General features: G+C 72.1%; 17 protein-coding genes. 9 read left to right on the top strand and 8 right to left on the bottom strand.

What is annotated here, in order from left to right:
• Positions 1–42 precede the first annotated feature (42 nt).
• Entirely contained in the window at positions 43–648 is a 606-nt protein-coding gene (locus ACFYXV_RS11445) for a TetR family transcriptional regulator (protein WP_385473314.1), read from the top strand.
• Positions 649–674: 26 nt separating this feature from the next.
• Here ACFYXV_RS11445 and ACFYXV_RS11440 read toward each other — a convergent pair whose 3' ends face one another.
• Positions 675–1,265 (bottom strand): TetR/AcrR family transcriptional regulator, encoded by a 591-nt coding sequence (locus ACFYXV_RS11440; protein WP_389382722.1) that lies wholly within the window; start codon positions 1,263–1,265, stop codon positions 675–677.
• A gap of 65 nt (positions 1,266–1,330) precedes the next feature.
• Here ACFYXV_RS11440 and ACFYXV_RS11435 point away from each other — a divergent pair, with 65 nt between their 5' ends.
• Entirely contained in the window at positions 1,331–1,840 is a 510-nt protein-coding gene (locus ACFYXV_RS11435) for a DUF3995 domain-containing protein (RefSeq protein WP_389382721.1), read from the top strand.
• A 34-nt stretch (positions 1,841–1,874) separates the two neighbouring features.
• On the opposite strand, the gene ACFYXV_RS11430 is transcribed toward ACFYXV_RS11435, so the two are convergent.
• The 4 genes from ACFYXV_RS11430 to ACFYXV_RS11415 form a co-directional block, all read right to left on the bottom strand.
• Positions 1,875–3,512 (bottom strand): isovaleryl-CoA dehydrogenase, encoded by a 1,638-nt coding sequence (locus ACFYXV_RS11430; RefSeq protein ID WP_389382720.1) that lies wholly within the window; start codon positions 3,510–3,512, stop codon positions 1,875–1,877.
• Positions 3,496–4,110 (bottom strand): TetR/AcrR family transcriptional regulator, encoded by a 615-nt coding sequence (locus ACFYXV_RS11425; protein WP_385473302.1) that lies wholly within the window; start codon positions 4,108–4,110, stop codon positions 3,496–3,498. The genes ACFYXV_RS11430 and ACFYXV_RS11425 overlap by 17 nt, the downstream gene beginning before the upstream one ends.
• Before the next feature lie 67 nt (positions 4,111–4,177).
• Entirely contained in the window at positions 4,178–5,497 is a 1,320-nt protein-coding gene (locus ACFYXV_RS11420) for a cytochrome P450 (RefSeq protein WP_389382719.1), read from the bottom strand.
• An 86-nt stretch (positions 5,498–5,583) separates the two neighbouring features.
• Positions 5,584–7,005 (bottom strand): MFS transporter, encoded by a 1,422-nt coding sequence (locus ACFYXV_RS11415; RefSeq protein WP_389382841.1) that lies wholly within the window; start codon positions 7,003–7,005, stop codon positions 5,584–5,586.
• Between the two features lie 182 nt (positions 7,006–7,187).
• Between ACFYXV_RS11415 and ACFYXV_RS11410 the strand changes: the two genes are divergently transcribed.
• Positions 7,188–8,105, top strand: a complete 918-nt coding sequence (locus tag ACFYXV_RS11410; protein ID WP_389382718.1) for a helix-turn-helix domain-containing protein — start codon at positions 7,188–7,190, stop codon at positions 8,103–8,105.
• Between the two features lie 51 nt (positions 8,106–8,156).
• Here ACFYXV_RS11410 and ACFYXV_RS11405 read toward each other — a convergent pair whose 3' ends face one another.
• On the bottom strand, positions 8,157–10,496 hold the full coding sequence (locus tag ACFYXV_RS11405; protein WP_389382840.1) for a HelD family protein: 2,340 nt from the start codon (positions 10,494–10,496) through the stop codon (positions 8,157–8,159).
• A 212-nt stretch (positions 10,497–10,708) separates the two neighbouring features.
• On the opposite strand from ACFYXV_RS11405, the gene ACFYXV_RS11400 reads away from it, so the two are divergent.
• The 6 genes from ACFYXV_RS11400 (at position 10,709) to ACFYXV_RS11375 (ending at position 16,476) form a co-directional block, all read left to right on the top strand.
• A complete protein-coding gene (locus ACFYXV_RS11400) occupies positions 10,709–10,900 on the top strand; it encodes a hypothetical protein (RefSeq protein ID WP_383346715.1) in 192 nt (63 codons plus the stop codon).
• Between the two features lie 186 nt (positions 10,901–11,086).
• Positions 11,087–11,794: an aspartate/glutamate racemase family protein gene (locus ACFYXV_RS11395; protein ID WP_389382717.1), complete on the top strand. Its 708-nt coding sequence runs from the start codon at positions 11,087–11,089 to the stop codon at positions 11,792–11,794.
• Between the two features lie 77 nt (positions 11,795–11,871).
• Positions 11,872–12,264: a hypothetical protein gene (locus ACFYXV_RS11390; RefSeq protein WP_389382716.1), complete on the top strand. Its 393-nt coding sequence runs from the start codon at positions 11,872–11,874 to the stop codon at positions 12,262–12,264.
• Positions 12,265–12,306: 42 nt separating this feature from the next.
• Positions 12,307–13,059, top strand: a complete 753-nt coding sequence (locus ACFYXV_RS11385; protein ID WP_389382715.1) for an AAA family ATPase — start codon at positions 12,307–12,309, stop codon at positions 13,057–13,059.
• A 90-nt stretch (positions 13,060–13,149) separates the two neighbouring features.
• The gene (locus tag ACFYXV_RS11380) at positions 13,150–15,180 is read left to right on the top strand and encodes a hypothetical protein (RefSeq protein ID WP_389382714.1); all 2,031 of its coding nucleotides are present in this window, start codon (positions 13,150–13,152) and stop codon (positions 15,178–15,180) included.
• Between the two features lie 105 nt (positions 15,181–15,285).
• Positions 15,286–16,476 carry a low temperature requirement protein A gene (locus ACFYXV_RS11375; RefSeq protein WP_389382713.1) on the top strand — a complete coding sequence of 397 codons (1,191 nt, stop codon included), beginning with the start codon at positions 15,286–15,288 and terminating at the stop codon, positions 16,474–16,476.
• Positions 16,477–16,546: 70 nt separating this feature from the next.
• On the opposite strand, the gene ACFYXV_RS11370 is transcribed toward ACFYXV_RS11375, so the two are convergent.
• Together ACFYXV_RS11370 and ACFYXV_RS11365 are read right to left on the bottom strand one after the other, a co-directional pair.
• Positions 16,547–16,906: a hypothetical protein gene (locus tag ACFYXV_RS11370; protein ID WP_385473278.1), complete on the bottom strand. Its 360-nt coding sequence runs from the start codon at positions 16,904–16,906 to the stop codon at positions 16,547–16,549.
• The gene (locus ACFYXV_RS11365; RefSeq protein WP_389382712.1) at positions 16,899–25,463 is read right to left on the bottom strand and encodes a ricin-type beta-trefoil lectin domain protein; all 8,565 of its coding nucleotides are present in this window, start codon (positions 25,461–25,463) and stop codon (positions 16,899–16,901) included. The genes ACFYXV_RS11370 and ACFYXV_RS11365 overlap by 8 nt, the downstream gene beginning before the upstream one ends.
• Positions 25,464–25,518: the final 55 nt, after the last annotated feature.

The following is a 25,518-nucleotide window of genomic DNA, read 5'->3' as shown; positions in this document are numbered from 1 at the left end:
CGCATGTCAATAACCAGATAGTTACTTGCTAGGCTTCGCCCCATGGCACGGGATTCCAGCGCGACCAAGGCACGTCTGCTCGACGCGGCCTTCTCCGAGTTCGCCGCGTACGGCATCGCCGGCGCGCGGGTCGACCGCATCGCCGAGGCCGCGCAGGCGAACAAGCGGCTCATCTACGTCTACTACGGCAACAAGGAGCAGCTCTTCGACGCCGTGCTCCAGCGGGCGCTGGAGACGGGCTCGGAGTCCGTCCCGTTCAGCGCCGACGACCTGCCGGGGTACGCGGGGGCCGTCTTCGACCACCTCGTCGCACAGCCGTCCCTGATGCGGCTCGTGGTGTGGAAGCAGCTGGAGCGGCCCGGCGCCACGGACGCGGAGCAGGAGTCCTACCGCGGCAAAATCGCGGTGGTGGAGGAGGCCCAGCGGGCGGGGCGCGTCGACGCCGCGCTGGACCCCGCCGATGTGCTCACGCTCGTACTCGGCCTGTCCCAGGCCTGGTTCGGCGCGGTGGGCGGTCCGGCCGCGGGCGGCGCGGGCACCGGCTGGACTCCCGAGCGGCTGGCCCGGCACCGCACGGCGGTGGTCGAGGCCGTACGCCGCATCACGGCGCCGCCGCAGGCCGCCCCCCGGGAGGCGGCTGCGACGTAGCACCGCCGTCGGGACGGGGCCTGGCTCTACGGGGCCGGCGGGGACGGGGGCGTCAGGATCATGCCGATGAGGTGGTCCAGCGCCGGCTGCGCGTCCGGGTCCTCCGCCAGCACCTCGGGGGCCGTGGCGGGGGCGGTCCTGCGCAGTTCCAGCCAGCCCAGGTAGGCGGCGTACCCGGCCAGGGCGCGATGGCGGGACTCCTGCGGCCCGAAGCCCAGACCGCCGAAGATCTCCGCGAGGAAGTCCAGCCGGGTCCGGGTGACGCGGGCGACGACCTCGGCGACCGCGGGGTGGGCGGCGTGCGCGACGAGCGCCGGTTCCAGCCCGGCGATCTCCTCGGAACCCAGCGCGACGGAGAACAGCATCCGCGCCCGCGTCCACGGATCGTCCTCCTCCCGGACGGCGGCGACGACCTCCGCGGTGGCGCGCCGCTCCCACGTCTCCAGGGCGGCCACGAGCAGGGCCTCCCGGTTCTCGAAGTGCCAGTAGAAACTGCCGCGGGAGACCGCGAGTTCGCGGGCGAGCACGTCCACCGCCACCGCGGCGAGACCGCCCCGGGCCAGCGCGCGGAGCGCCGCCGCCGTCCACTCCTCCTTGGTCACTCTCCCCTTGGCCATGTTCCGTACAGTACTGTACGGAAGATCCATACAGAGGTGTATGGAACTGGGGAGAGGGGTCCGGCATGAACGGCGCGAGCGGCACGAGCGGCACGTCCAGGCGGATCGGTGCGGAGCGCACGGGAGCCGGAGTGCGGGGTGCGGCGGTGGCGGCGGCCGGAGGACTGCTCGCCGCGGGCGCCCTGCACGTGGTGTGGGTGTTCTCCCCGTGGCCGCTGGACTCGCGGGCCGAGTTCGCCGCCGTGGTGGTCGGAGTGGAGGAGGACCGGCTGCCGTCCGGACCGCTGACGCTCGCGGTGGCGGGCGCACTGGGCGCCGCAGCCGGGCTGGTGGCGACCGGGGCCCGGCCGGCGAGCCGGTTCGGGCGGTCCCGGCCGGTACGGGCCGGGCTGTGGGCGGTGACCGCAGCGATGGCGGCACGCGGGCTCGGCGGACTGGCGGGCTCCGGGCTCGGACTGTGGTCCAAGCCGGCCGGGTTCCGCCACTGGGACCTGCGGCTCTATTCGCCGCTGTGCGTCGCGCTGGGCGGGCTCACCGGGTACGTGGCCCTGCGCACCCGGCGCCGCGACGCCTGACCGGCGGGCGGCGGCGCCCGTCCGCGCGTGCGCGTCAGGCGGGCGTCGTGGTGCGCGCCCGGGTCAGGATGGCTTCCGTGTCCACGCCCGTCGGGAGCGTGCCGTACGCGCCGCCGTGCTCGCCGCCCAGCCGGGAAGCGCAGAAGGCCTCCGCCACCGCGCCCGGGGCGTGGCGCAGCAGCAGCGACGCCTGCAGGACCAGGGCCATCGTCTCGGTGAGCTGCCGGGCCCGGTACTCGGCGCCGGCCGGATCGGCCAGCTGCTTGTGGAGACCGGCCACCGCCCCGTCCAGGTGCCGGTCGGCGCCCGCGGCCCGGCCCACCTCCTCGAAGAAGGCCTCGACGGTCTCCGGCTGGCGGGCCATGGCCCGCAGCGAGTCCAGGGCGGCCACGTTCCCGGAGCCCTCCCAGATCGACGACAGCGGGGCCTCGCGGTAGAGGCGCGGCATACCGGAGTCCTCGATGTAGCCGTTGCCGCCCAGGCATTCGAGGGCTTCGGCGGCGTGTCCGGGGGCGCGCTTGCACACCCAGTACTTGGTCACGGCCAGGCCCAGCCGCCGCAGCAGCGCCTCGTCCCGGTCGCCCCGGGCCACCCGGTCCGTGGCGCCCGCGAGGCGCAGCGCGACGGCGGTGGCCGCCTCCGATTCGAGGGCGAGGTCGGCGAGGACGTTGCGCATCAGGGGCTGGTCGATGAGCGCCTTGCCGAACGCCCGCCGGTGCGTGGCGTGGTGGACGGCGCGGATGGTGCCGAGCCGCAGGCCGGACGCACCGCCGAGCACGCAGTCGAGGCGGGTCGTGTTGACCATCTCGATGATGGTCGTGACGCCGCGCCCCTCCTCCCCCACCAGCCAGCCGAAGGCCTCGTCGTACTCGATCTCGGCGGAGGCGTTGGACCGGTTGCCCAGCTTGTCCTTGAGCCGCTGGAGCAGCAGCCGGTTGCGGCTGCCGTCCGGCAGCACCCGCGGCAGCAGGAAGCAGGACAGTCCGCCCGGGGCCTGGGCCAGCGTCAGGAACACGTCGGACATGGGTGCCGAGGTGAACCACTTGTGCCCGGTCAGCCGGTAGGTGCCGTCCGCGGCCGGCACGGCGGTCGTGGTGTTGGCCCGTACGTCGGAGCCGCCCTGCTTCTCGGTCATCGACATGCCCGCGATCAGACCCTGCTTGGTGTCCGGCCGGCGCAGTCCGTAGTCGTACGTGCGGGAGGCGAGCAGCGGCTCCAGCCATCCTGCGAGTTCCGGATTGGCGCGCAGCGCGGGTACCGCCGCGTACGTCATGGACACCGGGCAGGAGTGCCCCGCCTCGACCTGGCCCCAGACGAGGAACTTCGCGGCGCGCGCCACGTGTGCCCCGGCCCGGTCCTGTACCCAGGGCGCGGCGTGCAGCCCGTGGGAGACGGCGGTGCCCATCAGTTCGTGCCAGTACGGATGGAACTCCACCTCGTCGATCCGGTGGCCGTAGCGGTCGTGCGTGCGCAGCACCGGCGGGTTCTCGTTGACCACGCGGCCCCACTCCGCCGCCTGTTCGCCGCCTGCGAGGGTGCCGAGCCGGTGGAGCTCGGGTATCGCCCACACGGCGCCCTCGCGGGCGACGGCCTCCAGCAGCGCCGGGTCGGCCGCCGCGTCGTAACCGTGGTGCGGAGGGACCTGGTTGGTGACCTCATGCGTCTGCGGCATCGTGTCCTCCAAGGGCACGCAGGGTGAAGGTGATCAGGCCGGGGATGACCTCGCCCGGGGCCGCGTCCCCGTCGGCCAGCGGTCCCACGAGCGCTTCGGCGATCGCGCCGACCAGTGCGGCAGCCGTCAATTCGGGTGACTGCGCAGGGAGTTCCCCGGAGGCCACGCCCGCAGCGATCTGTTCGGCGTAGACGTCGCGAAACGCCCGCCGGAAGACCAGGCGTTCGGTGTCCACGGCGGGGTCGGCGGGCTCCGCCAGCAGGGCGAAGGCCCGGCGCGGCGCCTGGAGCGCCCGGTACGCGAAGGTCTCGACGGCGGCCGCCACCCGCTGTGACGCTCCGCCTGGCCGCCGCGTCGCGGCGGCCACCGCGTCCAGCTCCCGGGCCACCAGGGTCCGGAAGAGCGCGGCGGCCAACTCGGACTTTCCGGAGAACGACTGGTACACGCTGCCGGTGGAGATGCCCGCTTCGGCGGCGATGGCGGCGACCGAGCAGCCGCCGTAACCCTCCCGGGAGAGCAGGCGGACGGCGGCTTCGAGCACCTGCTCCCGACGGGCGTCGAGGCGGGCCTGCACGGAGGGCGGGCGGCGGTAGGGCATGGAAGGATTGAAGCACCGATTCACTGCTTCACGCCAGACCCCCGAGGGGGTCTCACGGCAGTGCCGGTCAGCCAAGGCTCGCCGGAGTCGGGCCGTCGGGGCGGACGGTGATGCTGTACGCCGCCTTGGCCGGGACGGAGTGGAAGGCCGGGACGTGGGCCGGCAGCAGGTGTTCGAGGAGGACGGTCGACTCGCGCAGGGCGAACCGCAGGCCGAGGCAGGCGCGCGGGCCGATGCCGAAGGGGAGGTAGGCACCGGGGTGGGTGGGGCGGCCGTCCGGGGTGGTGAAGCGGCGCGGGTCGAACCACTCGGGATCCGGCCACAGTTCGGGGTCGCGGTGGGTGAGGTACGGACAGACCACCACGTCGGAGCCCGCTTCGACGGCGTGGCCGGTCAGTACGTCCGCCTCGGCGGCGTGCCGGGGCAGGATCCACGCCGACGGGTAGAGCCGCAGCGTCTCGTGGACCAGGGCCTGGATGGCGCGACCGCGTTCCGCGGAGCCGGGGGCGCCTGCGGCCAAGGCCTCCTCTCGGGCCCCGGGGTGCCGGTCGAGCAGGAGGTAGAGCCAGGTCAGGGTGGTGGCGGTGGTCTCGTGCCCGGCGACGAGCAGCGTGATCAGCTCGTCGCGGATCAGCCGGTCGGTGTATTCGGGGCGTTCGGCGGCCGCACCGAGCAGGAGGTGCAGCAGGCCCGGGCCGTCGGGCCCGGCCGCCCCGCCCCGCGCGGCCTCGATGGCGCGGTGCGCCACGGCGTCGATCCTGGCGAGGTCGGCGGCGACGGCCTCGCGGGCGTCGGCGGCGTCGGCCGGCAGGGTCGGCATCGCGGCCACCACGGAGGCGACGGCGTTCAGTTCGTGCTCGGTTCCGTCGTCGAGGGGGTGCCCGGTGAGGGAGCGCCAGATGGTGTCCAGGGCGAAGCGGCGCATCTCCCGGCCGACGTCGAACCGCTGCCCGGAGCGGGCGTACGCGGCCCAGCGCGCGGCGGTGACCCGGGCGGCCGCCGCGATGCGCTGCTCGTAGCGGCGCATCCCCGTTCCGGTGAACTGGGATTGCAGCAGCCGCCGTTGGCCCTTCCAGGCCTCGCCGGTGGCGGCGAGCACGCCGTCGCCGATCAACAGCCGGGCGCGGTGGGAGCGTTTGACGTACCGGTCGGGGTGCAGGGCGAGGACGTGCCGGACCGCCCGGGGGTCCGTGACCAGGACCGTGGGGGCAGGCCCGAGGCGGAACGCCGCCACCCCGCCGAGCCGTTCACGCACCTGGGCCAGCAGGTCGACCAGTTCGCCCCCGTCGGAACGCCACCGCTCCACGAGGGCCGGGTCCGCCTCCGGGATCGGCCGTCCCGTACGGGCGGCGGGCGGGCGGGGGTCGAAGCCGGCTTCGGTGGCCACGGATCTTCTCCTGTTCGGCCGCTGGTCCTGATACCCGGGGCGCGGGCATCACGGACTGTACGCGAGCGGACGCCTCCCGTGACAGGTCACCGTACGACCCGCGGCAGGCGCAGGCTCAGGAGCGCCGTCAGGGCGATCATGCCCAGCTGGACGAGCAGGGTGACGACGAGCGCGTCGCGCATGCCGGCCGACGGGGCCAGTGCCAGGAACAGGCTGCCCAGGGTCGCCACGCCGAGGGCGAGGGCGGACTGCTGGGTGGTGATCATGACCCCGCCGCCCACGCCCGCCCGGTCGGACGGTACGTCGGACAGCATCAGCCGCATCAGGACCGGAAGTTGGAGCCCCTGACCGAGGCCGGCGACGGCCACGCCCGGGGCGAGCGGGGCCAGTCCGATGTCGGGCCAGCCGCGCAGGACCGCGAGGACGAGCAGTGTGACGCCGACGGCCTGGAGGACTCCGCCCGCGGTCACGACACGGCTGCCGAACCGGCCGACCAGCCGCGGCCCGGCGAGCGAGGCCCCGAAGAAGGCCACCGCCATCGGCACGAGTGCCAGGCCCGCCTCCACCGGGCCCATCCGCAGGCCCTGTTGGAGGACGACCGCGATGACGAACATGAAGCCGCTGAAACCGATCGAGAACGGCACCAGCAGGACCAGGCCCCGACGCAGCGATTGCAGGCGCAGCAGGCTCGGCGGCACCAGCGGGGTGCGCCCGAGCCGGTCGGCGCGGCGCTCGGTCCGGTAGAACGCCACGGCGGCTACGGGGAAGACCGCGAGCGAGACCCACGTCCACAGCGGCCAGCCGGCGGCCCGGCCCTCGGTCAGCGGAAGCAGCAGGGAGACCAGGGACAGGGCCAGCAGCAGCGTCCCCGGTACGTCGACCGAGGCCGGCCGGTCCGAGCGGGTCTCCGGAACGGCGCGGGCGGCGAGCACCAGTCCGACGACCACCACCGGGACGTTCACCAGGAAGACCGAGCGCCAGCCGGAGCCGGCCACGTCGGCGGCGACGAGGACGCCGCCAAGGATCTGCCCGGCGACCATGGACAGCCCGGCCGTGGCCCCGTACAGGCTCATCGCCCGGGCGCGGCGCGGCCCCTGGGTGGTCGCCTGGATGGTGGCGAGCACCTGGGGCAGCATCAGCGCGGCCGCGGCGCCCTGCGCCACTCGCGCCCCGACGAGGGTCCAGGCGGTGGGCGCCAGCCCGCACAGGAGCGAGGTGACCCCGAAGGCGGTCATCCCGATCAGGAAGAGCCGGCGGCGTCCCGCCGTGTCGCCGAGGCGGCCGCCGAGGACGAGGAGCACGGCGTAGGCGACGCCGTAGCCCCCGACGATCAGCTCCAGCGTGGCGGGGCCGGCCCCGAGGTCGGCGTCGATGGCGGGCAGGGCCACGTTGACGATGAAGAAGTCGATCAGGGGCAGGGCCGCGCCGAGCAGCACGGTGAACAGCCCGAGGGGGCCGATCGCCGCCGCCGGGCGCCCCGCCGGGGTGGCCGGCGTGGCGGCCGGCACGCTCGGCGTCGGCGTCGGCGTCGGCGTCGGCGTCGGCGTCGGCGGGGAGGGACGGGTGGTACGTACGGTTGCTTCGCTCACAACGGCAACGATCGTCGCGCCCTCAGCCTGGTACCAGAGTCTTCTTATCCTGGTACGAGGAATACCTGGCAACGGGATGGGCGGTGCGGCACCCTGGTTCCATGACCACTGTGGCCCCCGACAGCGACGTACGCCGGCACGAGCTGGCCGATTTCCTGCGCAGCCGCCGGGAGCGGATCACGCCCGAGCAGGTGGGGCTGGTGCGCGGCCGCCGCCGGCGCACGCCCGGGCTGCGCCGCGAGGAGGTCGCCCAGCTGTCCGCCGTGGGCGTCACCTGGTACACGTGGCTGGAGCAGGCCCGCGAGATCCAGGTGTCCCCGCAGGTCCTGGACGCGCTCGCGCGAGCCCTGCTGCTGGACGCCAGCGAGCGCGCGCACCTGTTCGCCCTGGCCGGCGCCCCCGATCCCGCCCCGCACGCGCCGTGCCCGAGCGTGACCCCGGCGCTGCGGGCGATGCTCGACCAGCTCGGGCCGATCCCGGCCTGCGTCCAGAACAGCCGGTACGACATCCTCGCCTACAACTCCGCCTACGGACGGCTGCTGTGCGATTTGGACGCGGTGGCGCCCGAGGACCGCAACTGCCTGTGGCTGGCGTTCACCAACGCCGAGTGGCGGGCCTCGATGGCCGACGTCGCCGAGGTGAACCGCACCATCGTGGCCAAGTTCCGGGCGGCCATGGCGGAGCACCTCGCCGAGCCGGCCTGGAAGGCCCTGCTGGCCCGGCTGGAGGCGCGGTCGCCGGAGTTCCGGGAGCTGTGGGCACGGCACGAGGTGCTCGGCCTGGGCGCCAAGACGAAGTACGTCCGCAACGCGCACGTCGGTCTGCTGCACCTGGAGCACACCAACCTGTGGCTCGGTCCGGCGGCGGGCCCGCGCCTGGTGACGATGGTGCCGGTCGACGGCGAGAGCCGGGCGGGCCTGGAGCGGCTGGCGGGGATGGAGCTGCCGGGGCGCCGGGTGCTGCCGGGGCGCCGGGTGCTGCCGGAGCCGCAGCCGCTCCTCGCCCCGGCCGCGCTCTGACGCGTCCCGCCCGCCCGCGGTCCGACGCACCGCCCGGCCGCGGGACCCCGCCTACGGCTGCTCCGCAAGTCCCTCCGGCAGCCGGCCCGTGTGCACCACCCCGAGGGTCTGCGTCGCACGGGTCAGTGCGACGTACAGGTCGCTCGGCTCGTGGTCCGCGGGCTCCACGACGATCACCGAGTCGAATTCCAGCCCCTTGGCCTGGCGCGGGTCCAGCAGGACGACCGCTCGGGTGAGGTCCGGTTCCTCCCCCGCCCGTACGCCGGGCAGTGCGGCCGCCAACGCCTCGTGCAGCGGTCGCGGCGCGATCACCGCCAGCCGCCCGCCCCGCTCCCGGGCCCGCGCCGGGGCGCCTTCGCGCACGGCCTCCGCGACCGCACCGGCGAGATTGTCCGTCTCCCGCACCCAGGGCCGCCGCCCCGTGGACCGCACCGAGCTCGGCGGCTCGAATCCGGGGTGCCGGGCCCGGAGCACCGCGGCCGCCAGGTCCATGATCTCGGCGGGCGTACGGTAGTTGACGCCGAGGCGGACCAGCTCGAAGCGGTCCCCGACGTACGGGTCCAGGATCCGCTTCCAGGATCCGCAGCCCGCCTCGTCGCCGGTCTGGGCCGGATCGCCCACCAGCGTCATCGACCGGGTGGGGCAGCGCCGCATCAGCAACCGCCAGGCCATCTCGGACAGTTCCTGTGCCTCGTCGACGATGACGTGCCCGAAGGCCCACGTCCGGTCGGCGGCCGCCCGCTCGGCCGCGCTGCGGTGGTCGGCCTCCTCCTGCCGCTCCGCCATCCGCTCGGCGTCGATGATGTCGTGCGCGGCGAGGAACTCGTTCTCCATGTCCTCGAACTCGTACGAATCAGAGCCCTGGGACAGGTCCAGGACGCCCTGCGCGTACGCGATGCGCTCCTGCCGTTCGCGCTCCTCGGCGGCGCGCTGCGCGCTGTCGTCGAAGCCGAGGAGCTCGGCGGCCTCGTCGAGCAGCGGGATGTCGGCGGGTGTCCAGTCCTGCCTGGTCCGCCGGATCAACTCGGCCTCATGGTCGGGGAGATGGGTTGGGTCGGCGAGGAAGTCGGAGACGAGTTGCAGGGGGGTGAGGGCCGGCCAGAGGCTGTCGATCGCGGCGTGCACCTCGGCACTGGTCGCGATCTCCTTGCCGAGCTGCGCGATGTCGTCGGCTCCCAGCAGGTTGGGGCCGCCGTACGGGTCGGCGCCGAGGCGGTCGGCGAGCTGGTGCGTCAGGGAGTCGATGACGCGGAACGCGAAGTACGGGCGGGCCAGGTTGTGCGGCAGCCCGGTGGCGCGGGCCCGGTCGCGGGCCTCGTACGCCATGGTCCGGTCGAGCAGCAGCGTGCCGTAGTCGTCGTGGTCGATCTCCAGGGCCGGTTCGGGGAGCACGGCGCTGTCCTCGCCGCTGCCGGCGGGGACGGTCTCCGGGAGCGCCTGGCGGTCGCGTACGACCTGCCCGAGGACGTCGGCCATCTCCGCACGGCCCTTCACGGCGGCGGCGCCGGGCCGGTCGGTGCCGGTCGCCCGGATGCCGGGGAACAGCTCGCCGAGGGTGGACAGCAGGACGCCGGTCTCGCCGAGGGAGGGGAGCACCTCGCCGATGTAGCCGAGGAACGCCGGGTTGGGGCCCACGATCAGCACGCCGCGCTTGGCGAGCAGCTCGCGGTGGGCGTAGAGGAGGTAGGCGGCGCGGTGCAGGGCGACGGCCGTCTTCCCGGTGCCCGGACCGCCTTCCACCACCAGTACGCCGCGGTGCGGCGAGCGGATGATGCGGTCCTGCTCGGCCTGGATGGTCCGCACGATGTCGTGCATGCGGCCGGTACGGGCGGCGTCGAGGGCCGCGAGCAGTACGGCGTCGGCGTCCGCCCCCTCGTGGCCGGTGCGTTCGGTGTCGGCGAGATCGAGGATCTCGTCGTGCAGGGCGGTGACCTCACGGCCGCGGGTGGTGATGTGGCGGCGCCTGCGCAGGCCCATGGGGAAATGCCCCGTGGCGAGGTAGAACGGGCGCGCCACTTCCGCGCGCCAGTCGAGGACGAGGGGGGTGCGGTCTGCGTCGTCCTGCCGGATTCCGATACGGCCGATGTGGTGGTCCTGTCCGTCGGAGAACTCCAGCCGGCCGAAACACAGGCCGTTCTCTCCCGCGGTCAGCGCGGAAAGCAGACCGGACTGCTCGGCGACGACCACGTCGCGCTCCAGTCGCGCCTGAAAACCGGACCCCGCGCCGGACAGGGCCTGGTGCACGGCGCGTTCGGCCTGGTCGCGCAGGTCGTCCAGGCGCGCATAGAGCTCGTCGATGAATTGCTGCTCATTACGGAATTCCACGCTTGACAATTCCACTCCCGACCCGATACGATGTGTTCGTGAAGCCTCATCACGCCCTGCTGTCATCATGGCGTGAAACATTAAATATACGCAGACGAATACCCCGACCGTCAATTGGTTCGGGGTTTTTTTATATCCCGAAGGCTCGCACTCCGCGCATCGCACAGGTGAACGAGACGGGTGGGCGGGCGTCACCCGGACGGCTCACCCGTCAGGCTTTCGGCGCCATGCACTGCTTTGGTGGACCTACGGAGCTGTCCACCACATGGAGCACTCTCATGTATGAAATGCAGGTCGGTGAGGCGGCCACAGGGCCTGGCCTCGTATGGCACGTCGTCGCCCGGGACCGCCGGGCCACCCTGTGCGGCCGCCCCCTCCATCCGGGAGGCAACGCAGAAACGGACCACCACTGCATGCCGTGCATGACGGCCTTCCAGGACGTCATGCGCGAGGGCTCCGCGGAGTCCTGACCGAGGGGGTGACCAGACAACGAACGACCCCGAACCACGAACCACGAACCACGAACCACGAGCCGCCGCCGGCGCCGGGACCTCCCGCACCGGCGGCGGCCGGCCTTTCGCCCGAGCCGGCAGCCAGCAGCCAGCACAAAGTCAAAGTAATCCTTATGAGTAAGCGGACTGATACCGTATCTGCTTATGAAAATGATCGGACTGCTCGGAGGAATGAGCTGGGAATCGACCGCCGAGTACTACCGGCTGTTGAACGAGCTCACCCGTGACCGCCTCGGGGGGCTGCATTCGGCCCGCTGCGTCCTGTACTCCGTGGACTTCGCGGAGATCGAGCGGCTCCAGGCCGAGGCGCGGTGGACAGAGGTCGGCGAGGTGCTGGCGGAGGCGGCCCGGCGGCTGGAAGCCGCCGGAGCCGACCTCGTCCTCATCTGCACCAACACCATGCACAAGGTCGCCGACCGGGTCCAGGCCGGCCTCTCGGTGCCGCTGCTGCACCTCGCCGACGCCACCGCCGACGCCGTGAAGGCGGCCGGACTGACGCGCGTCGGCCTGCTGGGCACGGCCTTCACCATGGCGCAGGAGTTCTACCGCGGCCGACTCGCCGCGAGCGGGCTGGAGGTGTGCGTCCCGGACGCCGCGGGGCGGGGGCTCGTGCACCGGGTCATCTACGAGGAGCTGTGCCGGGGCACCGTCCGCGAGGAGTCGCGCGCGGCCTACCAGGACGTCATCGCGGAGCTCGTGGCCGACGGCGCCCAGGGGATCATCCTCGGCTGCACCGAGATCGAGCTGCTCATCGGCGCCGGGGACAGCCCCGTACCCGTCTTCCCCACCGCACGGATCCACGCCGAGGCCGCCGTCGAGGCGGCGCTGTCGACCGCTCCGCGCTTGGCTTGAATCCATCGGTGCTCGGAATCGAGCGGTCCGCCCCGTGTCATCATTCGGCGCTATCAAGCCAACCGAGGGGGGCGGGCGTGGTCATCGAGAGCTGGCAGCAGGCTGCCGTGGCCGTGGCAGTAGCTCTGGTACTGGGCGTTTTCCTGTGGTCCATGAGGCACCGGATCAAGAAGATCCGGCTGCGGCTGTGGAGCTTCGCCGTCGAGGCCGCACCGGAGGGGGACCCGGCCGACCAGACCGTGCACACGAAGCGTTCCAAGATCCTGAAGTCCCTGGTCAGCACGGTCAAGGACGGAAAGGTCGGGCTCGTGGACACCAAGGTCGAGGAGAGCTGGATCATCGTGCGCAAGGACGGCGACCCCGAACCCGACACCGGTGCCGCACCCGGCACGGGACCCGGGCCCGCACCCGGACCCGGGCCCGGCAATGGCACCGGCACCGGCACCGGCACCGGGCAGCCCACCAACTGATCCGGTCCACAGCACTCAGGGGACTTCCGGGGGGAAGACGGCGTGCACGTAGACCGCGTCGAGCAACTGGCCCACGCCGCCCGCGTGATCGGCGACGGGGCCCCGCACCGGGCCCTGTTCTTCGAGGGCGACGAGGGAATCGGCAAGACGGCCCTGCTCATCGAGGTGCACCGGCGGCACGGTGACAGCACGGTCTGCTACGTCGACCTCGCCAGCACCTGGGCGGCTTTCGACGTACTGAACCACATCTGCCGACAGGCATCCGGGCAGGGCATCCCCATGGACTCCTTCCGCGCGCTCAAACAGCGCTACGGCGAGGTGCCGACGGTGAACTTCCAGGGGATGTCGATGAACCGCTCGCACCTCGACATCGCCCTGAGCGTCAACGCCGACCGGGAGACCCAGAACTCGGCCATGAGCGACGAACTCGTCGCGCTCCTGGCGGAGTCGGCGACCGCTACCGGCTCCGGCCCGATCGTGCTCCTGGACGGGTTCGACCGCTGCGAGCCCCCGTTGCAGAGCTGGATCAGCTCCAGCTTCCTGCCGGACCTGCTCGCCACACGCCGCATCACCGTCTTCCTCGCCGGGCGGAGCGTCCCCAGCCTCTCGCATCCGTACGCCGGCGCCGTCCTGAACCTGATCCTGCCCCCGTTCGACGCCGCGACCGTGCAGGAGTGGATCGACCTGGTCGGCATCGACGAGCTCAAGGGCTCCGCCGAAGAGCTGTGCGGCAGGCTGGACGGGCTGCCCTCGGCGATCTCGGAGTTCCTGTCCCACTTCACCCGGGAGGGCTGACCCCTGGACACGGACCTCGTACTGCGCCGGATCCGCGGCACGTTCGCCGCCCTGCCGCCCGACCGGCGCTCGCTGCTCGAACACCTCTGCGTGTACGACTGGTTCGATCCGGACATCGTCGCGTACACGGCCGATGCCCTCGGGGTCCCGGCCGACAGCGGGCCGCTGGTGCGGCTGTCCGTGGTCGAGCCCCGCCCCATGGCCGCGGGCGAGGAGTTCCGGCTGCGTCCCCTGCTGCGCAAGGACCTGCTCGACCGGCTCGCCGAGGAGGAGGGCGCGACGCTCAGACGCGCCCACCGGCTGGCCGCCGCGTACTACTTCCAGCCGCTGGACCCGTTCAACACCGACAAGATCGGCTGGTACGTGGAACAGGTCCGCCACCTGGCCTCTTCCAATCCGGACCGGGCCCTGAGCCGACTGGCCGCCTTCTCGCACACGGCGCTGCTCGCCGGCCATCCGGAGGCGGCGAGCCGGGCGGCCGCCGCGGCGCTCACGTCCGGGGCGGAAGCCCGCGAACTGACCCTGCTGGCCGAGGTCGTACGGTCCGTCGCACTGGTCCTCTCCGCGCAGGCCGAGGTGGACAACCGGGCGATCGTGCGGCTCGACGGGCTGCTCGCCGGCTCCCGTCCCCCGCGCGACCTGGCCGCCGCCCGGATCGGCCGGCTCGCCCGCGACCTGGTCACGTACTACAGCGAACGACAGGCCCCCGCCCCCACCCTGTCCGCGGCGCTGGCGCTGGAAGCCGGTCGGGGCTCGGACCGGCGCGGCATGCCGGAGGTCTCCGCGAGCCTGTCCGTGGCAGAGGAGTTCGCGCACTTCCCGCACACCGTCATGCGCCGCGACCACGTGGTCGAGGTGGTCGGCCGGCGCAGGGCGAAACACTCGGTCACCTCGATGCTGTACGCGTCCGGTACGCAGAACACCCGCGCGGTGATCGACATCTTCCCCTGGGACTACGGCGAGACGCTGGACAAGCTCGACGTCCGGGACCCGAACGGCGGGGTGGTGCCCTCGCTGAAGCGGATCGAGGTGCAGTCGTACATCGCCAACGCGGTCGCGTACTGGCTCGCGGAGGACGGCGGAGACGGTGGGGACGGCGGCGACGGCGGGGACCCCGGAGCCGTCGACGGACCTGACGGGAACGCCCGCCGGGGCGCCGGCCCCGGCCGCGTCGAGGTCCGCGCCTCGCACCGGGAGATGTCCCTCGCCCTCAGTTCCGCCGTGCAGAGCCGCCAGCACGATGCCCTCGCGACGCTGCTGGAGACGGCGGCCGAGGGCACGGGCGGCCTCCTGGGCGACCGGATCCGCGCGGCCACCCGCCATCTGCCGCTGGTCGCCGAGCTGGACACCGCGTACGGCACCTCCCCGCGGCTGCACTACGAGTACGAAGGCACGTGCGTCCTGCGCCGCCACGGGGTGCTCGGCGTCTCGGCCGAGCTGGAACTCTGCCTGCCGACCGAAGCCCGCAACCAGCTGGCCGTCCCCACGCCCGAAGGGGTCGACCTGGCGGGTATCGAGACCTCCGACGACCGGTGGGTCCTCGACCCGGTCCCCTCCCGGTCCGACTGGGAGGACGGGGGCCCGCAGGGACTGCCGGAGCATTTCGTCGTCAGCCACACGGACCCGGCGGAGGGCGGGGGGGCCGGCGGGGAGGGGCCCCACCGGGTAGCGCGCACCACGCTTCGGCTGTACTACGTACCGCGCCGCAAGGACGTCCGCCGCGTCACCTGGGTCAACCTGCTCTGCCTGCTCGTCTGCGTGGCGGCGACGGCCTTGGAGATCTTCGTGCAATACGCGGAGTGGTCCGGTGTCATCCCCTTCGCCGTGATCGTGGCCAGCCTGCTGGAACAGCTCCAGACCCGGCGTCAGCATCCCTCCGGCAGCAGCGCGGAGGTGCTGCACGCGTACGCGAGCCGCCGGCTCAACGCGATCAACACCACGGGCATGATCGCCGCCCTGCTGGCGACCGCCGCCCTCTCGGTGGGCACTCCGGCGGCGTCCCTCTCGCTCACCGTGTTCTCCCTCGTCGTCTGCCTCGCCTCGACCGCCGCCCTCGCCAACGTCACCTGGCGCCGACACCCGCTGGAGGCGTCCCCGGCAGCGCCGCGCGCCCTCGGCTAGGTGGTGTCCCGACGCGACCTGGCACTACCGTGATCTCCTGGTCCTCTTACGAGGAAGTCACTGGGAAACAGGCCGCGAGGGCGGCGGAACGGAGCCGGGCGGACGATGAGCACATCCCGGTCGGACACGGACGCGGACCGAACCGGTCACCCGCAGGAGGGGCGGCACGCCGACTGGCTCGAACTCTTCCTCGACCTCGTCTTCGTCGCGCTGGCGTCCCAGCTCGCCCACCGGCTGCACGGCGATCCGGACCTGCGCGACTTCGCCGTGTTCCTGGGGCTCTACTTCCCGCCCTGGTGGCTGTGGATCAACCTCATGGTCTCGGCGAACCTCTTCGTCGACAACAGTCCCCGCCGCCGGCTGCTCATGCTGTCCGCCATGCTCTGCATCGCCGTCATGGCGTGCGCCGTGCCCGAGGCCGACACCGACCGCGGCTCCGTCTACGCCCTCGGCTACGCCGGCACCCGGCTGGTGCTGCTGGGGCTCTGGTGGCCGGCCACCAAATACCCCGAGCCGCTTCGGGTCCCCCGCTGGCGCCCCCTGAGCTACTGCCTGGCCTCGGGCCTGCTGTGGGCGGCCTCCGCCGCGGTGCCCGCGCCGTGGCAGTACCTCATGTGGGGGGTGCTCATCGCCGCGGAGATGGCGCTGCTGCTCAGCGCCCGCGGCCGGGGGCTGCCCGCCCGGCTGGACACCGGGCACATCGTCGAACGGGTCGGGCTGTTCGTCATCATCGTGCTGGGCGAGTCCGTGATCGCGTTGGTCACCTCGGCCGACCACACCTGGACCCCGCGGGCCGGGGTCGTGGGCGTCCTCGGCTTCGTCCTGCTGGCCGCGCTCTGGTGGTCGTACTTCGACTTCGGCTCGACCTCGGCGGAACTGATGCTCGCCAGGGCGGACGACCGACAGGCCTACCTGCTCGCCCGCGACGTCGGCGGCTTCCTGCACTTCTTCGTGACCGCGGGCGTCCTGTGCATGGCGGCCGGACTGGCCACCGCCGTCGAGGAGGCCGACCACGCCCATCTTCCGACCGGCGCGGTATGGGTGCTGGCGGGCGGCCTGGCCATGTACCACGGGGCCCACGCCTGCATCGCGCTGCGCTACGGACGCCCGCCGGCGGGCGTCGCCGTCTGGGCCCTTCCGGGCATCGGCATCCCCCTGCTCATCGTCTGGGGCGCCGGTCACCTGGCGCCCTGGCTGGTCGTCCTGCTCCTGGCCGCCGAGGCGATCGCGCACCTCTTCTACGCGCGCGGGCTCCAGCGCCACCGCCTCACGACCCCGGGCACGGCCCGGCCCTGACCGCACCGACGCTCCGGCAAAAGGGGCGGTGACCGGATTTCCGGTCACCGCCCCTTTCATGTCCGCTTCCCTACGCTCCGACGAAATGGCCGAAGTAGGAAGGGGTTCTGCTGTTGCCGAGGTCCTCGTGCCACTGGACCACTCCGGCGACCACGAAGCCGTCGCGATCGTCGCCGAGCCGATACAAGTGCAGGCTCCGACCGAGCGGGCCGTAACGCCGCTCGTAGGCCCGAAGGTCCTCCGCGCTCGCCTCGGCGATGGTCAGACCCTCGTAGACCGGCTGGAGCAGCATGCGGTCCACGCCGCCGAAGAAGACGTCGATGCGGTTCTCGCCGTCGTTCTGGATCGTGCTGCGCAACAGCAGGCGGGTGTGGCTGACCGTGTAGGCCCAGACCTTGAACGTGCGGTCCGACCGGTAGAGCTCACTCATTGCCGGGATATCCAACCTTCGAGGGGTCCAAGGACCAAGTCGGTTCCTTCACGCCGGTTATCTCTTCACCTCTGAAGAACCACCTGATATTGGACCATTCGAGATTTCCAAGTCTCGCATGATAGCCGACCCGGCACATCTCCCACTGGGTGGCATACCAATCCCCGCCGGCACCCGCCTTGTAGGCCAGCACGAATGCGTTCTGCACTTCCTGGGCGGTGCCGTCCTTCATTCCGTCGAACTCGTCGACCGTGATGGCCACTCTGGGGTTCTCCGACAGGTCACGGTCCACGTTCGCCATCCACTTGGTGTAGGGAGCACCCTTCACCTGGCCGATCACCTCCTGCAAAGCCGGGTCGTTGTGCGTGTAGCCGCCGATCTTCGGATCCGCGGCGAGGCCGTTGGAATGGCTGCCCACTCCCAGTACGAGCGGGCCGTCACAGGTGTTGTGCACCAGGACGGGGGTCGAGCCCGCCAGCACGTAGAACGTGTGGAGGCCGTCGACCGTCAGGTTGTAGCGGATCGCCTCGCCCGGGGTCCGCCGGACCTCGACCACCCGGACCGGATGGCCGTCCGGGGTGGTGAGCTCGTGGCCGGGGACCAGGGCCTCGGCCGGAACCCACGTACGGGTGGTCGTGTCCCAGAAGGGGTGTTCCGAGGTGGTGTGAAGGGTCGCCACGTCCCCGGGGGAGACTTCGACGCCGAGATCGATCAGGTCGCCGTCGTCATGGGCCCAGGTGGCGACCACCGTGCGCTGACCGGAGTCCTGCCCGCTGTCGGGGTCGGCCGCCTCCACCGAGTCGCCCGTGGTGATCTCGGCGATCGGCTTGCTACGGCCGCCCTCCATCAGGACCGGTGTGTCCGGCGAGAAACTGCACGTCGTTCCCGAGTTTCCGGTGACCGGCTCCTCCGCGTGCGCCGAGGAAGCCGCCGCGGATTCCGCCGCGTCCTGGGTGGTGGCCCTCTTCGGGGCCGCCGCGTTGCCTCCGGCCGCGTCGTGCGTCGCCTCCCTGGCCGCGCCGGCCTCCGGTCCCGCGCCCTTCGGGCCCGTGGGAGCGGCTTCCCCGGAGGGCTTGGCGCCCCGTGAGGAGTCCTCTCGGGCCGTCTCCGAGAAGCTTTCGCCCAGGGGCCCCGGACCACAGTCGCCCATGATGGCGGCGCAGCTGGTCACGAGGGCCGTGGTGGAGGCGCCGAAGCATTCCGGACCGAGGAGTCCGAGGGACTCGACGGTGCAGGAGACGACGGCGACCTCGATCACCAGGACGACGACGGCCACGACGACGATCGGTACGGCCTTCTCGATGTAGTGCTTCGTGCAGCCCCACCAACCGCGGCAGTCGCCCCCCTTCCCGCCGCCGCTCGACGTGGTCGTCGTGGTGACCACGGTGGTCGTCGTGGTGGTGGTGGTTCCCTGGCAGTCGATGACGCACTTGTTCAGCGACGGGTCCGTGTACCAGTTGTCGAGCCCACTGGCGTCGCTGCCGCTGGCCGGGTTGTCGGCGGCGTAGGTGTATCCGCCCATCTGGTTGGGGTCGCCGGCCTGGAAGACGGGGTCCGGGCTGAGGAAACGGCCCGTCGTCGCCTCGTAGTTGCGGGCGCCCAGCAGGTTGAGACCCGTGCCCGTGTCCAGCGGCTGGTTGAGGAAGCCGCGGTTCTCGTCCGGGGACACCCATGAGCCGGGCTTCTGGCCCCGCGCGTTTCCGTACGGATCATAGGAACGGCGGGTGGCGGTGAGGCTCCCCGCGTCCACCGAAACCGTCGCCGTCCCCTGGGCGTTGCCGATCTGGTAGGTCACGGCGCCGGAGCTGGTGCGGGTGACCGTCGTGCCGTCGGGACCCGTGTAGTGGCGCAGGGCCGTCCAGGTCTTGGCGGCCACGTTCAGGGTGATCTGCTCGGCGCCGCCGAACAGGTACAGGACGCGGGTCTTGTCCGTACCGCCCACCGCGCCGGTCTGGATGAGCAGCTGACCATCGGCGTCGTACAGGTACTTGCTGCTGGTGGTCGTCGTCCCCGACCCGGTGGTGACGGTTGCCGTCGCGCCCTCGGGGTCGTAGGTGAACGTCTGGGTCTGACCCGCGGGGACCGCGCCGGTCGGCGCCGTCGTCCACGTCTGGCCCGCGCCGCCACAGGTGGCGAGGGTCAGTTGGGTGCCGGCGCTCGCGCTCGCGCCGGGGTCGGTCAGGCAGACCGCACTGTTCGCGGCGTTGACGAGCGTGCCGGTGGCGGTCGACTTCCACTTCTGACTGGCGTCCGCGCCACAGGTGTCGATCACCACGAGGGTGCCCGCGCCCGTCGCGTTGGAGACCGTGTCGAGGCACATGCCGAGCGCCTTGACGGTGCCGTCGGTGCCGATCGTCCAGTTCTGCGCCGCGCTGGTGCCGTTGCAGGTGCCGACCTGGACCTTGGTCCCCGCGGTGGCGGCGCCGCCGGCGGTTTCGACGCAGAGCCTGCCGCCTCCGGCCAGGGCGAAGCCGGTGGTGAGCGGGCCGGTCGTGGTGACCTTTCGGCTCATGGTGTTGCCGGCGTTCTTGTTGCCGTACGCCGGGTCCGTGTACGTGTTGGTCCACGTGGCCGTGCCGTTGGCCGCGTTGCCTCCTGTCGTGGTGCCGGCCTGGTTGGGCAGGTTCGCGGTGACGGTGCCGTCCGTGCCGGGGTAGGCGATGGACTGGGTGGTGTCGACGAGGGCGTTGCCGCCCGTGTCGTGGTTGACCATGCCGGTGCGGTCGCCGAGCTGGTCGAAGGTGTACGTCTGCCAGTACGGGGCCGGGCCGCCGACCGTGGTCGTCTTGATCTGGCCCGAACTCGTGGTCTGGACCCGGCCGGTGACGCATCCGCCCACCGCGCCGACGGGTGCGGCCGTCGGGGCGGTGATCCCGGCGGTGTCCGTCCAGGCCTGGGTCAGGCGCTGGAAGGAGTCGTAGGTGAAGCACTGCGTGTCGTGCACGCTGTTGTTCTGCAGGTCGTCGATCGCGGTGATCTCGCCGGCCTGGTTGTACCGGTAGTTGACCACGTCGAGCGCGGTCCCCGTGGTCTGCACCATGCTGCTGGTCTGCGTGGTGCGCCCGGTCGTGCCGTCGAACTGGGCAAAGGTCGCCAGCTGCCTGCCGCTGGGCCCGTAGTTCGCCTGCTTCACCCGGCCGAACTCGTCGTGCACGGCCGCCGAGAGGTAGGCGGGTGTGTTGGCCGCGGAGATGTACCCGCCGAAGGCGGACAGACTGCCCTGCCGGGTGTACCCGAAGTCCACGTCCTCGGCCGGCAGGTTGCCGTCGGCCTGGTAGTGCGTGGTCGACAGCAGGCCGGTGTTGGGCGTGTAGTCGGCGGTCGTCTGGTAGGTGACCGTTCCGCCGGCGGGAGCGGAGGACTGGCCCGGCGCCGCGAAGCCTTCCGATGCCGGGATGGTGACGCTCGCGCCGAGCGGCTGGTAGGCCGTGTTGTACCCGGTGACCGCCTGGGTGTAGGCCTTGCCGGCCGCGCCCCCGACGTATCGCGTCGAGGAGGTCAGGTACCCCTTCGCGAGGGTGTCGTACGACCAGCTGGACTGCTGTTTGGCCGGGTCTGCGGTGGCGGCCCAGGGGCCGCTGTACTCGCCGGTCCGGCGGTTGTTCCAGTCGTACGTGTAGGACAGGGTCTGGCCGCGGTTGTCCGTGGCCTGGAGCACGTTGCCCGCCAGGTCGTACTTGTCGAACGTGGCGGTGCCGGTGTTGGGGTCGGTCTGCGAGACCATCTGGCCCAGCAGGTTGTAGGAGGAAGACCAGGTGTTGCCCGCGTTGTCCTTGACCGTGGCGACCTGCCCGGCCCGGGTGTACGTGTAGCTGGTCGTGGAGCCGGCCGCCGCGACGGCGCCCGCGGTCCCCTGCTTCCACCGCACGGTGCTGTTGTCGCTCGCGACCACGACGACCGTGGAGTCGGCCCGCACCCGGAACGTGGATCCGGTGGACGCGGCGAGGCCGGTGGTCCACTGGGAGACGTTCGAGGTGGTGTACACCGCGAGGTTGCCGTCGGTACCGAACTTGGCGTACGCGCCCGGGTTGCCGGAGGTGCCGCTCGCCCAGATCTGCTTGCCGGTGGCGAGGGCGGTCAGGACCAGGTTGCCGTCGGCCTGCATCGTGAGTCGCACGCTGTTGGACGCGAGCGAGGTGCCGGAGGGTATGACGTCCCCTCCGTGCAGTGTCACCGTGGCATCGGTGTTCTTCACCACCGTGCGGACGGTCTGGCCGAGAGCGTTGCGGAAGGCCGCGGTGGTGCTCCCGCCCGCCGGTGCGGTGGTGTCCGTCTCGTCCGCGCCGGGGTAGCCGGTGGAGCTGTGCCACTGCTCGACCGCCTGGTGCCAGAGCGTCGATCTGACCGACCGGCCCTGGCCGTCGTAGGCGGTGGAGGACTCCGACGGGACCGCGCTCTCGTTCGCCGCGAACAGGCTGCCGGACGGCGAGGCGCCCGGGTCGAAGTACGGGGCGTACGAGGTGACGGCCCAGCCGTGCGAGTCGTAGAAGGTGTCGGCGACGATGCGCCCGGTGTCGCTGTCGCCCTGCGGAGTGCTCTGGGTCTGGCGCGGCTGGAGCATCCCGTCGTAGATCGCGACGCTGACGGAATAGCTCCCGTCCTCGCGCAGCGTCTTCGTGGTGACCGCGGTGGGTGCCCCCGGCTGGGTGACCGTGTCGCCCGGGGCCGCGACGGCGCCCGCGTTGATCGAGTACGAGAAGGTGCGGTCGGCGCTCTTGCCCGCGCTCTTGTCGCGGCCGGGCAGCCACACAGCGGTGCGGCGGCCGAGCGCGTCGTAGGTGATGTCGGTCTTGCGGCCGTTCGCATCGACGTTCTGCGTGGCCAGGCCCCTCAACGGGGAGTGGGTGGACGAGACCACCCAGTCGTGGCTGTTGGTGGTCTTGACCGTGGTCGGGTTGGTGTTGTTGCCGGCGTTGCTCCACGCCGGCGTGAAGTCGGTGTGGGTGTTCTGGCCGGTCGCGTCGAGCGCGTCGGTGATGCGGCCGATGCCGTCGTACTTCATGGCAGCGGTGGTCTGCCAGTTCTCGGTGCTGCCGGTGAATCCGGTGGCGATCTGGACACCGGTGGCCCCGGCGGTCGCCGAGAGCGTGCCGAAGGCCCCGAGGCCGGTGAGGGTTCCGTCGCCCGTGTAGTAGACCTTCCGGTCCGAGAGCAGGTTCGCCGGGGTGGCGGCCGCGCAGGGACCGCTGACCGACGTGATCTGGCTCGGGTACGAGGTCATCTGCGGGTTGCCCGGCGGCGCGTTGGCGTACGCGGTCGTCACGCAGCGCTCCTGCGCGGGGTCGCTCACATCGCCGTGCGCGTTCTGTGTGGAGACCCGGCCCTGGGCGTCGTAGCCCGTGTCGGTGCGGGTGTGCCGCCAGGTCCCGTCGGCGAGCCGCTCGTATCCGTTGCTCTGTGTGCTCTGCATCCGGTACGAGGTCAGCGCGGGCAGGGTGGACAGTGCGGGCTTGGTCTCGCCGGGGTGCTCGGTCTTCTCCCAGTTGCTCCACGGGGACTGCGGGCTGGTCGCCGTGGTGGTGTAGGTGAAGGGGGCGCTGATGTTGGTGGCGACGACGGTTCCGCCCGCCGCCGAATAGACGTCCTTCTGCAGCTCCGTGCCGGCCATGTGGTCGGAGTCCGTGACCGTCTGCACGACGGCGCCGCCGGCCTTGGCGTCGACGGTCACCGATCGGCGGCTGCCGTCGGCCTTGTAGTCCCCGTCCATGCCCTGGAGGTAGGTGGACACCGCCTGGGTGACGGGCTCGGGGGCCCGGCCGGTCTGGACGGTGACCGTACGGAAGCCGCGGAACTGGTTCCAGGTGCGGTACTGGTCGTCGGTGGACGACGAGTCGTCGCGGTGCCAGGCGGCTCCCGCGTACGCGTAGGTGGAGACGCGCGAGCCCGAACCGGACGGGGCCGCCTTGCCGTCGGGCTTGTAGGCGGAGGCGATCGTCAGGTCGGACGTGGTCACCGTCCGCACGGTGATCTTGTTGAACCAGTCCGCGGTCGGCTTCGAGGCTCCCGGGACGTTCCAGTACACGGGGTAGCAGGACTCGGTGTTGGAGTCGGCGGCCGCGAAGTCGAGCGTCTTGCCCCCGCAGGGCGCCTGGTTGTAGTCCACGGCGATCGACTCGCCGGTCTCGGTCTGGATGGCGGACATGCGCGGGTGGTACAGCGGAGGGGCCGAGGGCATCACGTCATTGACGCGGTTGTCGATCTCGGTGCCCGTGAACGCCACCTTGTTCAGGGTGATGTCGCTGTTGCCGTTGTCGTACGTGTCCTTGCCGGTGTGCTGCACCGTCTGGAGCCACATCACCGCCTGGAGGAAGCCCGAGTGGGCCGGGTCCACGGAGGTGCCGGTGACCGGGTCGACGGTGCCGCCCGCGTCCGAGAAGACGTGGGCGAGCCGGTAGGAGTCGACCGGTACCAGCTTGTCCGTCTTGGAGTCCTTGACGTGGACCTGCGTGGTGATGCCGTCCAGGCGCGTCGTCGACCAGAAGGTCGGGCCGGCGATGACGCAGACGTCCTTGGGGACGGTGGTGGCACCGTCGGGGATGGTGGTCTTGTCCGTGGCGTCGCAGTGCAGGTCCCACGGGGTGTCCGGCCAGTGGGAGGCGTTCTCGTCCTTGAGGTTCCCGGCGGAGCAGTCGGTGAAGGTGCTCGTCGTCTGGCAGCGCTGCTTCGAGTCGAAGACCACCTGGGCGGAGGGGGTCCGCTGGGCGAGCGCGTCCGTGAGCGTGTACCCGTACGAGATCGAGGCGAGGGCGCCGCCGCGGGTGTACGGGGTGAGCGCGCCGAACTTCCCGTCGGCCGCCTGGCCGCCGCCCAGGCTGTAGTAGTTCGTCTCGGTGGTGTAGTCGTAGCGCTGGACGAGCCCGTTCGGCGAGACGACGAAGTCGAGGTTCCAGCGCCAGCCTTCGGGTTTGGCGCAGCGGGAGGCCTTGCCCTTGGCCGAGTCGTGGCAGGGGTCAGCCGACTCGGGGTGGAGGACCGGAAGGCCCCAGGCCGAGTTGGAGCTCGCGTCGGTGGGGGTTCCCGCCTGCGGCACCCCGGCCGTGCCGACGCCGGCCGGGGCGTGGGTGGAACCGAAGTAGGCGGCACTGCCGTCGGTGGTCAGGACGCGGAAGTAGGTGCCGTCCTGCAGGCCGTTGGACGCGCCGGACAGTTCCTGGACGATCGTCCCGTCGTCGCCGCGCAGCTGCCACTGGCGCAGCAGGCCGGGCACGTTCGGGTCCTTCGTGACGGGCACGAGCACGCCGGAGTGCGGGCCGAAGGAGATCTGGGCGTTCGCGCCGCCCCAGCACATGTCTCCGGAGCCCTTGAGGAGCTTGTCCCCGCCGGAGTCCCGCAGGGTGGCGCACCCGCGGTACGTGCGCTCGACGAAGCCGGGGTCGTAGCTCCAGCCGTCACCGATCCAGGTGGACTGGGAGTTGCGCGCGGAGGTCTCGCCGTCCACGGCCTGGGAGTCGTAGGCCAGGCCGACCGAGGGGGCGTTGCCGCCGAGGCCCGCCGGGACGCTGATCGGGTAGGAGTAGGTGAAGGCGCCCGTTCCGCTGGCCTGCCAGCTGCCCGAGGGGTTCAGCGAGGTCGCGGAGTAGTCGCCCTGTGAACCGCCGCTGCCCGAGGTCACCGCGAGGGTGGTGGGCTCGGCGGTCGCGGCCGCGCTCGTCGTGGAGACGGAGGCGTACGTCGCCGCGGTGAAGCGGGCACCGAGGGCGGAGCCGTCGGTGCCCGCGGACTTGGCCGCGGGGGCGGCAGCGGCGAGCGCCACGGTCGCGGTGAGCTGGTCGGCCGTGGCGCGGTTCTCGAACTCGATCGGGGTCTGTGTGCGGCACTCGGCTCGCTGCGGGGTCGTCAGCGCGCAGGCCGGCATCCGTACCAGCTGCAGGCGGGAGCCGTAGCCGCCGCCGTAGGCCTTGGCGAGCGCGGCGTAGTCGACGACGACCCGGACCTGCGCCGGGGCGTCGGCACCGGCCGTGCCGGCCGCACCGTCCCGGGCGACGGAGAGCAGCATGCCGTTGGCGCCGGCCTTGAGGGCCTGCTCGTGCGAGGCCACCTCCACCTGCACGGCGGCGCCGGGCGCCGACGCGCTCTGTGCGCCTGCGGTGGCGGGGTGCACGGGGGCGATCCAGACGGGCAGCGAGCCCGCCTTGACCGGCTTGCCGATGGGTTCGGTCCTGTCCGCCGTGTCGGCGGCCGCCGCCTTCACGAGCCGCACGGAGGTCTTGCCCGCCTTGGGCCACACCGGCGCGGCCGCCTGGTAGCCGCCCAGGGGCTTGAACCCCTCGGGCCGTCCCGCCGGCTTGCCCGCGGTCAGCTTGTGACCCGCCACCCCCGCGGTGGCGGGTGTCTTCTGCGGCTTCCACACCTTGCCGTCGAAGCGGTAGTTCCCGGCTTGGCCGCCGCGGTCCTGCCAGTCGGTCCTTCCTGCTCCGAGCATCCCCAGGTCGAGTCCCTGGGTGAAGGCGACCGGCAGCAGCAGCGCCAGGGCGGCGACGACCGCCATGCCCACGCCGCGTCTGCCGTGCCAGATCCGGAATCTGACGGTCGCGAACCCGCGACGCCGTCGTGCCACGTGCATCCCCCCACAGAGGCGGCCGGATGGACGCGGCCGCCGAATCGCGACCACA

The sequence above is a fragment of the Streptomyces sp. NPDC002181 genome, assembly GCF_042890485.1.
Taxonomy (GTDB): domain Bacteria; phylum Actinomycetota; class Actinomycetes; order Streptomycetales; family Streptomycetaceae; genus Streptomyces.
This window is presented reverse-complemented; position numbering and strand designations above follow the sequence as displayed.

Bases quoted from the DNA above. Each gene is read 5' to 3' on its own strand.
- ACFYXV_RS11410 (WP_389382718.1), top strand. From the start codon at position 7,188: ATGACCACTGTGGCCCCCGACAGCGACGTACGCCGGCACGAGCTGGCC.
- ACFYXV_RS11430 (WP_389382720.1), bottom strand. From the start codon at position 3,512: ATGCCGCAGACGCATGAGGTCACCAACCAGGTCCCTCCGCACCACGGT.
- ACFYXV_RS11435 (WP_389382721.1), top strand. From the start codon at position 1,331: ATGAACGGCGCGAGCGGCACGAGCGGCACGTCCAGGCGGATCGGTGCG.
- ACFYXV_RS11405 (WP_389382840.1), bottom strand. From the start codon at position 10,496: ATGACAGCAGGGCGTGATGAGGCTTCACGAACACATCGTATCGGGTCG.
- ACFYXV_RS11395 (WP_389382717.1), top strand. From the start codon at position 11,087: ATGAAAATGATCGGACTGCTCGGAGGAATGAGCTGGGAATCGACCGCC.
- ACFYXV_RS11425 (WP_385473302.1), bottom strand. From the start codon at position 4,110: ATGCCCTACCGCCGCCCGCCCTCCGTGCAGGCCCGCCTCGACGCCCGT.
- ACFYXV_RS11440 (WP_389382722.1), bottom strand. From the start codon at position 1,265: ATGGCCAAGGGGAGAGTGACCAAGGAGGAGTGGACGGCGGCGGCGCTC.
- ACFYXV_RS11445 (WP_385473314.1), top strand. From the start codon at position 43: ATGGCACGGGATTCCAGCGCGACCAAGGCACGTCTGCTCGACGCGGCC.
- ACFYXV_RS11400 (WP_383346715.1), top strand. From the start codon at position 10,709: ATGTATGAAATGCAGGTCGGTGAGGCGGCCACAGGGCCTGGCCTCGTA.
- ACFYXV_RS11375 (WP_389382713.1), top strand. From the start codon at position 15,286: ATGAGCACATCCCGGTCGGACACGGACGCGGACCGAACCGGTCACCCG.
- ACFYXV_RS11370 (WP_385473278.1), bottom strand. From the start codon at position 16,906: ATGAGTGAGCTCTACCGGTCGGACCGCACGTTCAAGGTCTGGGCCTAC.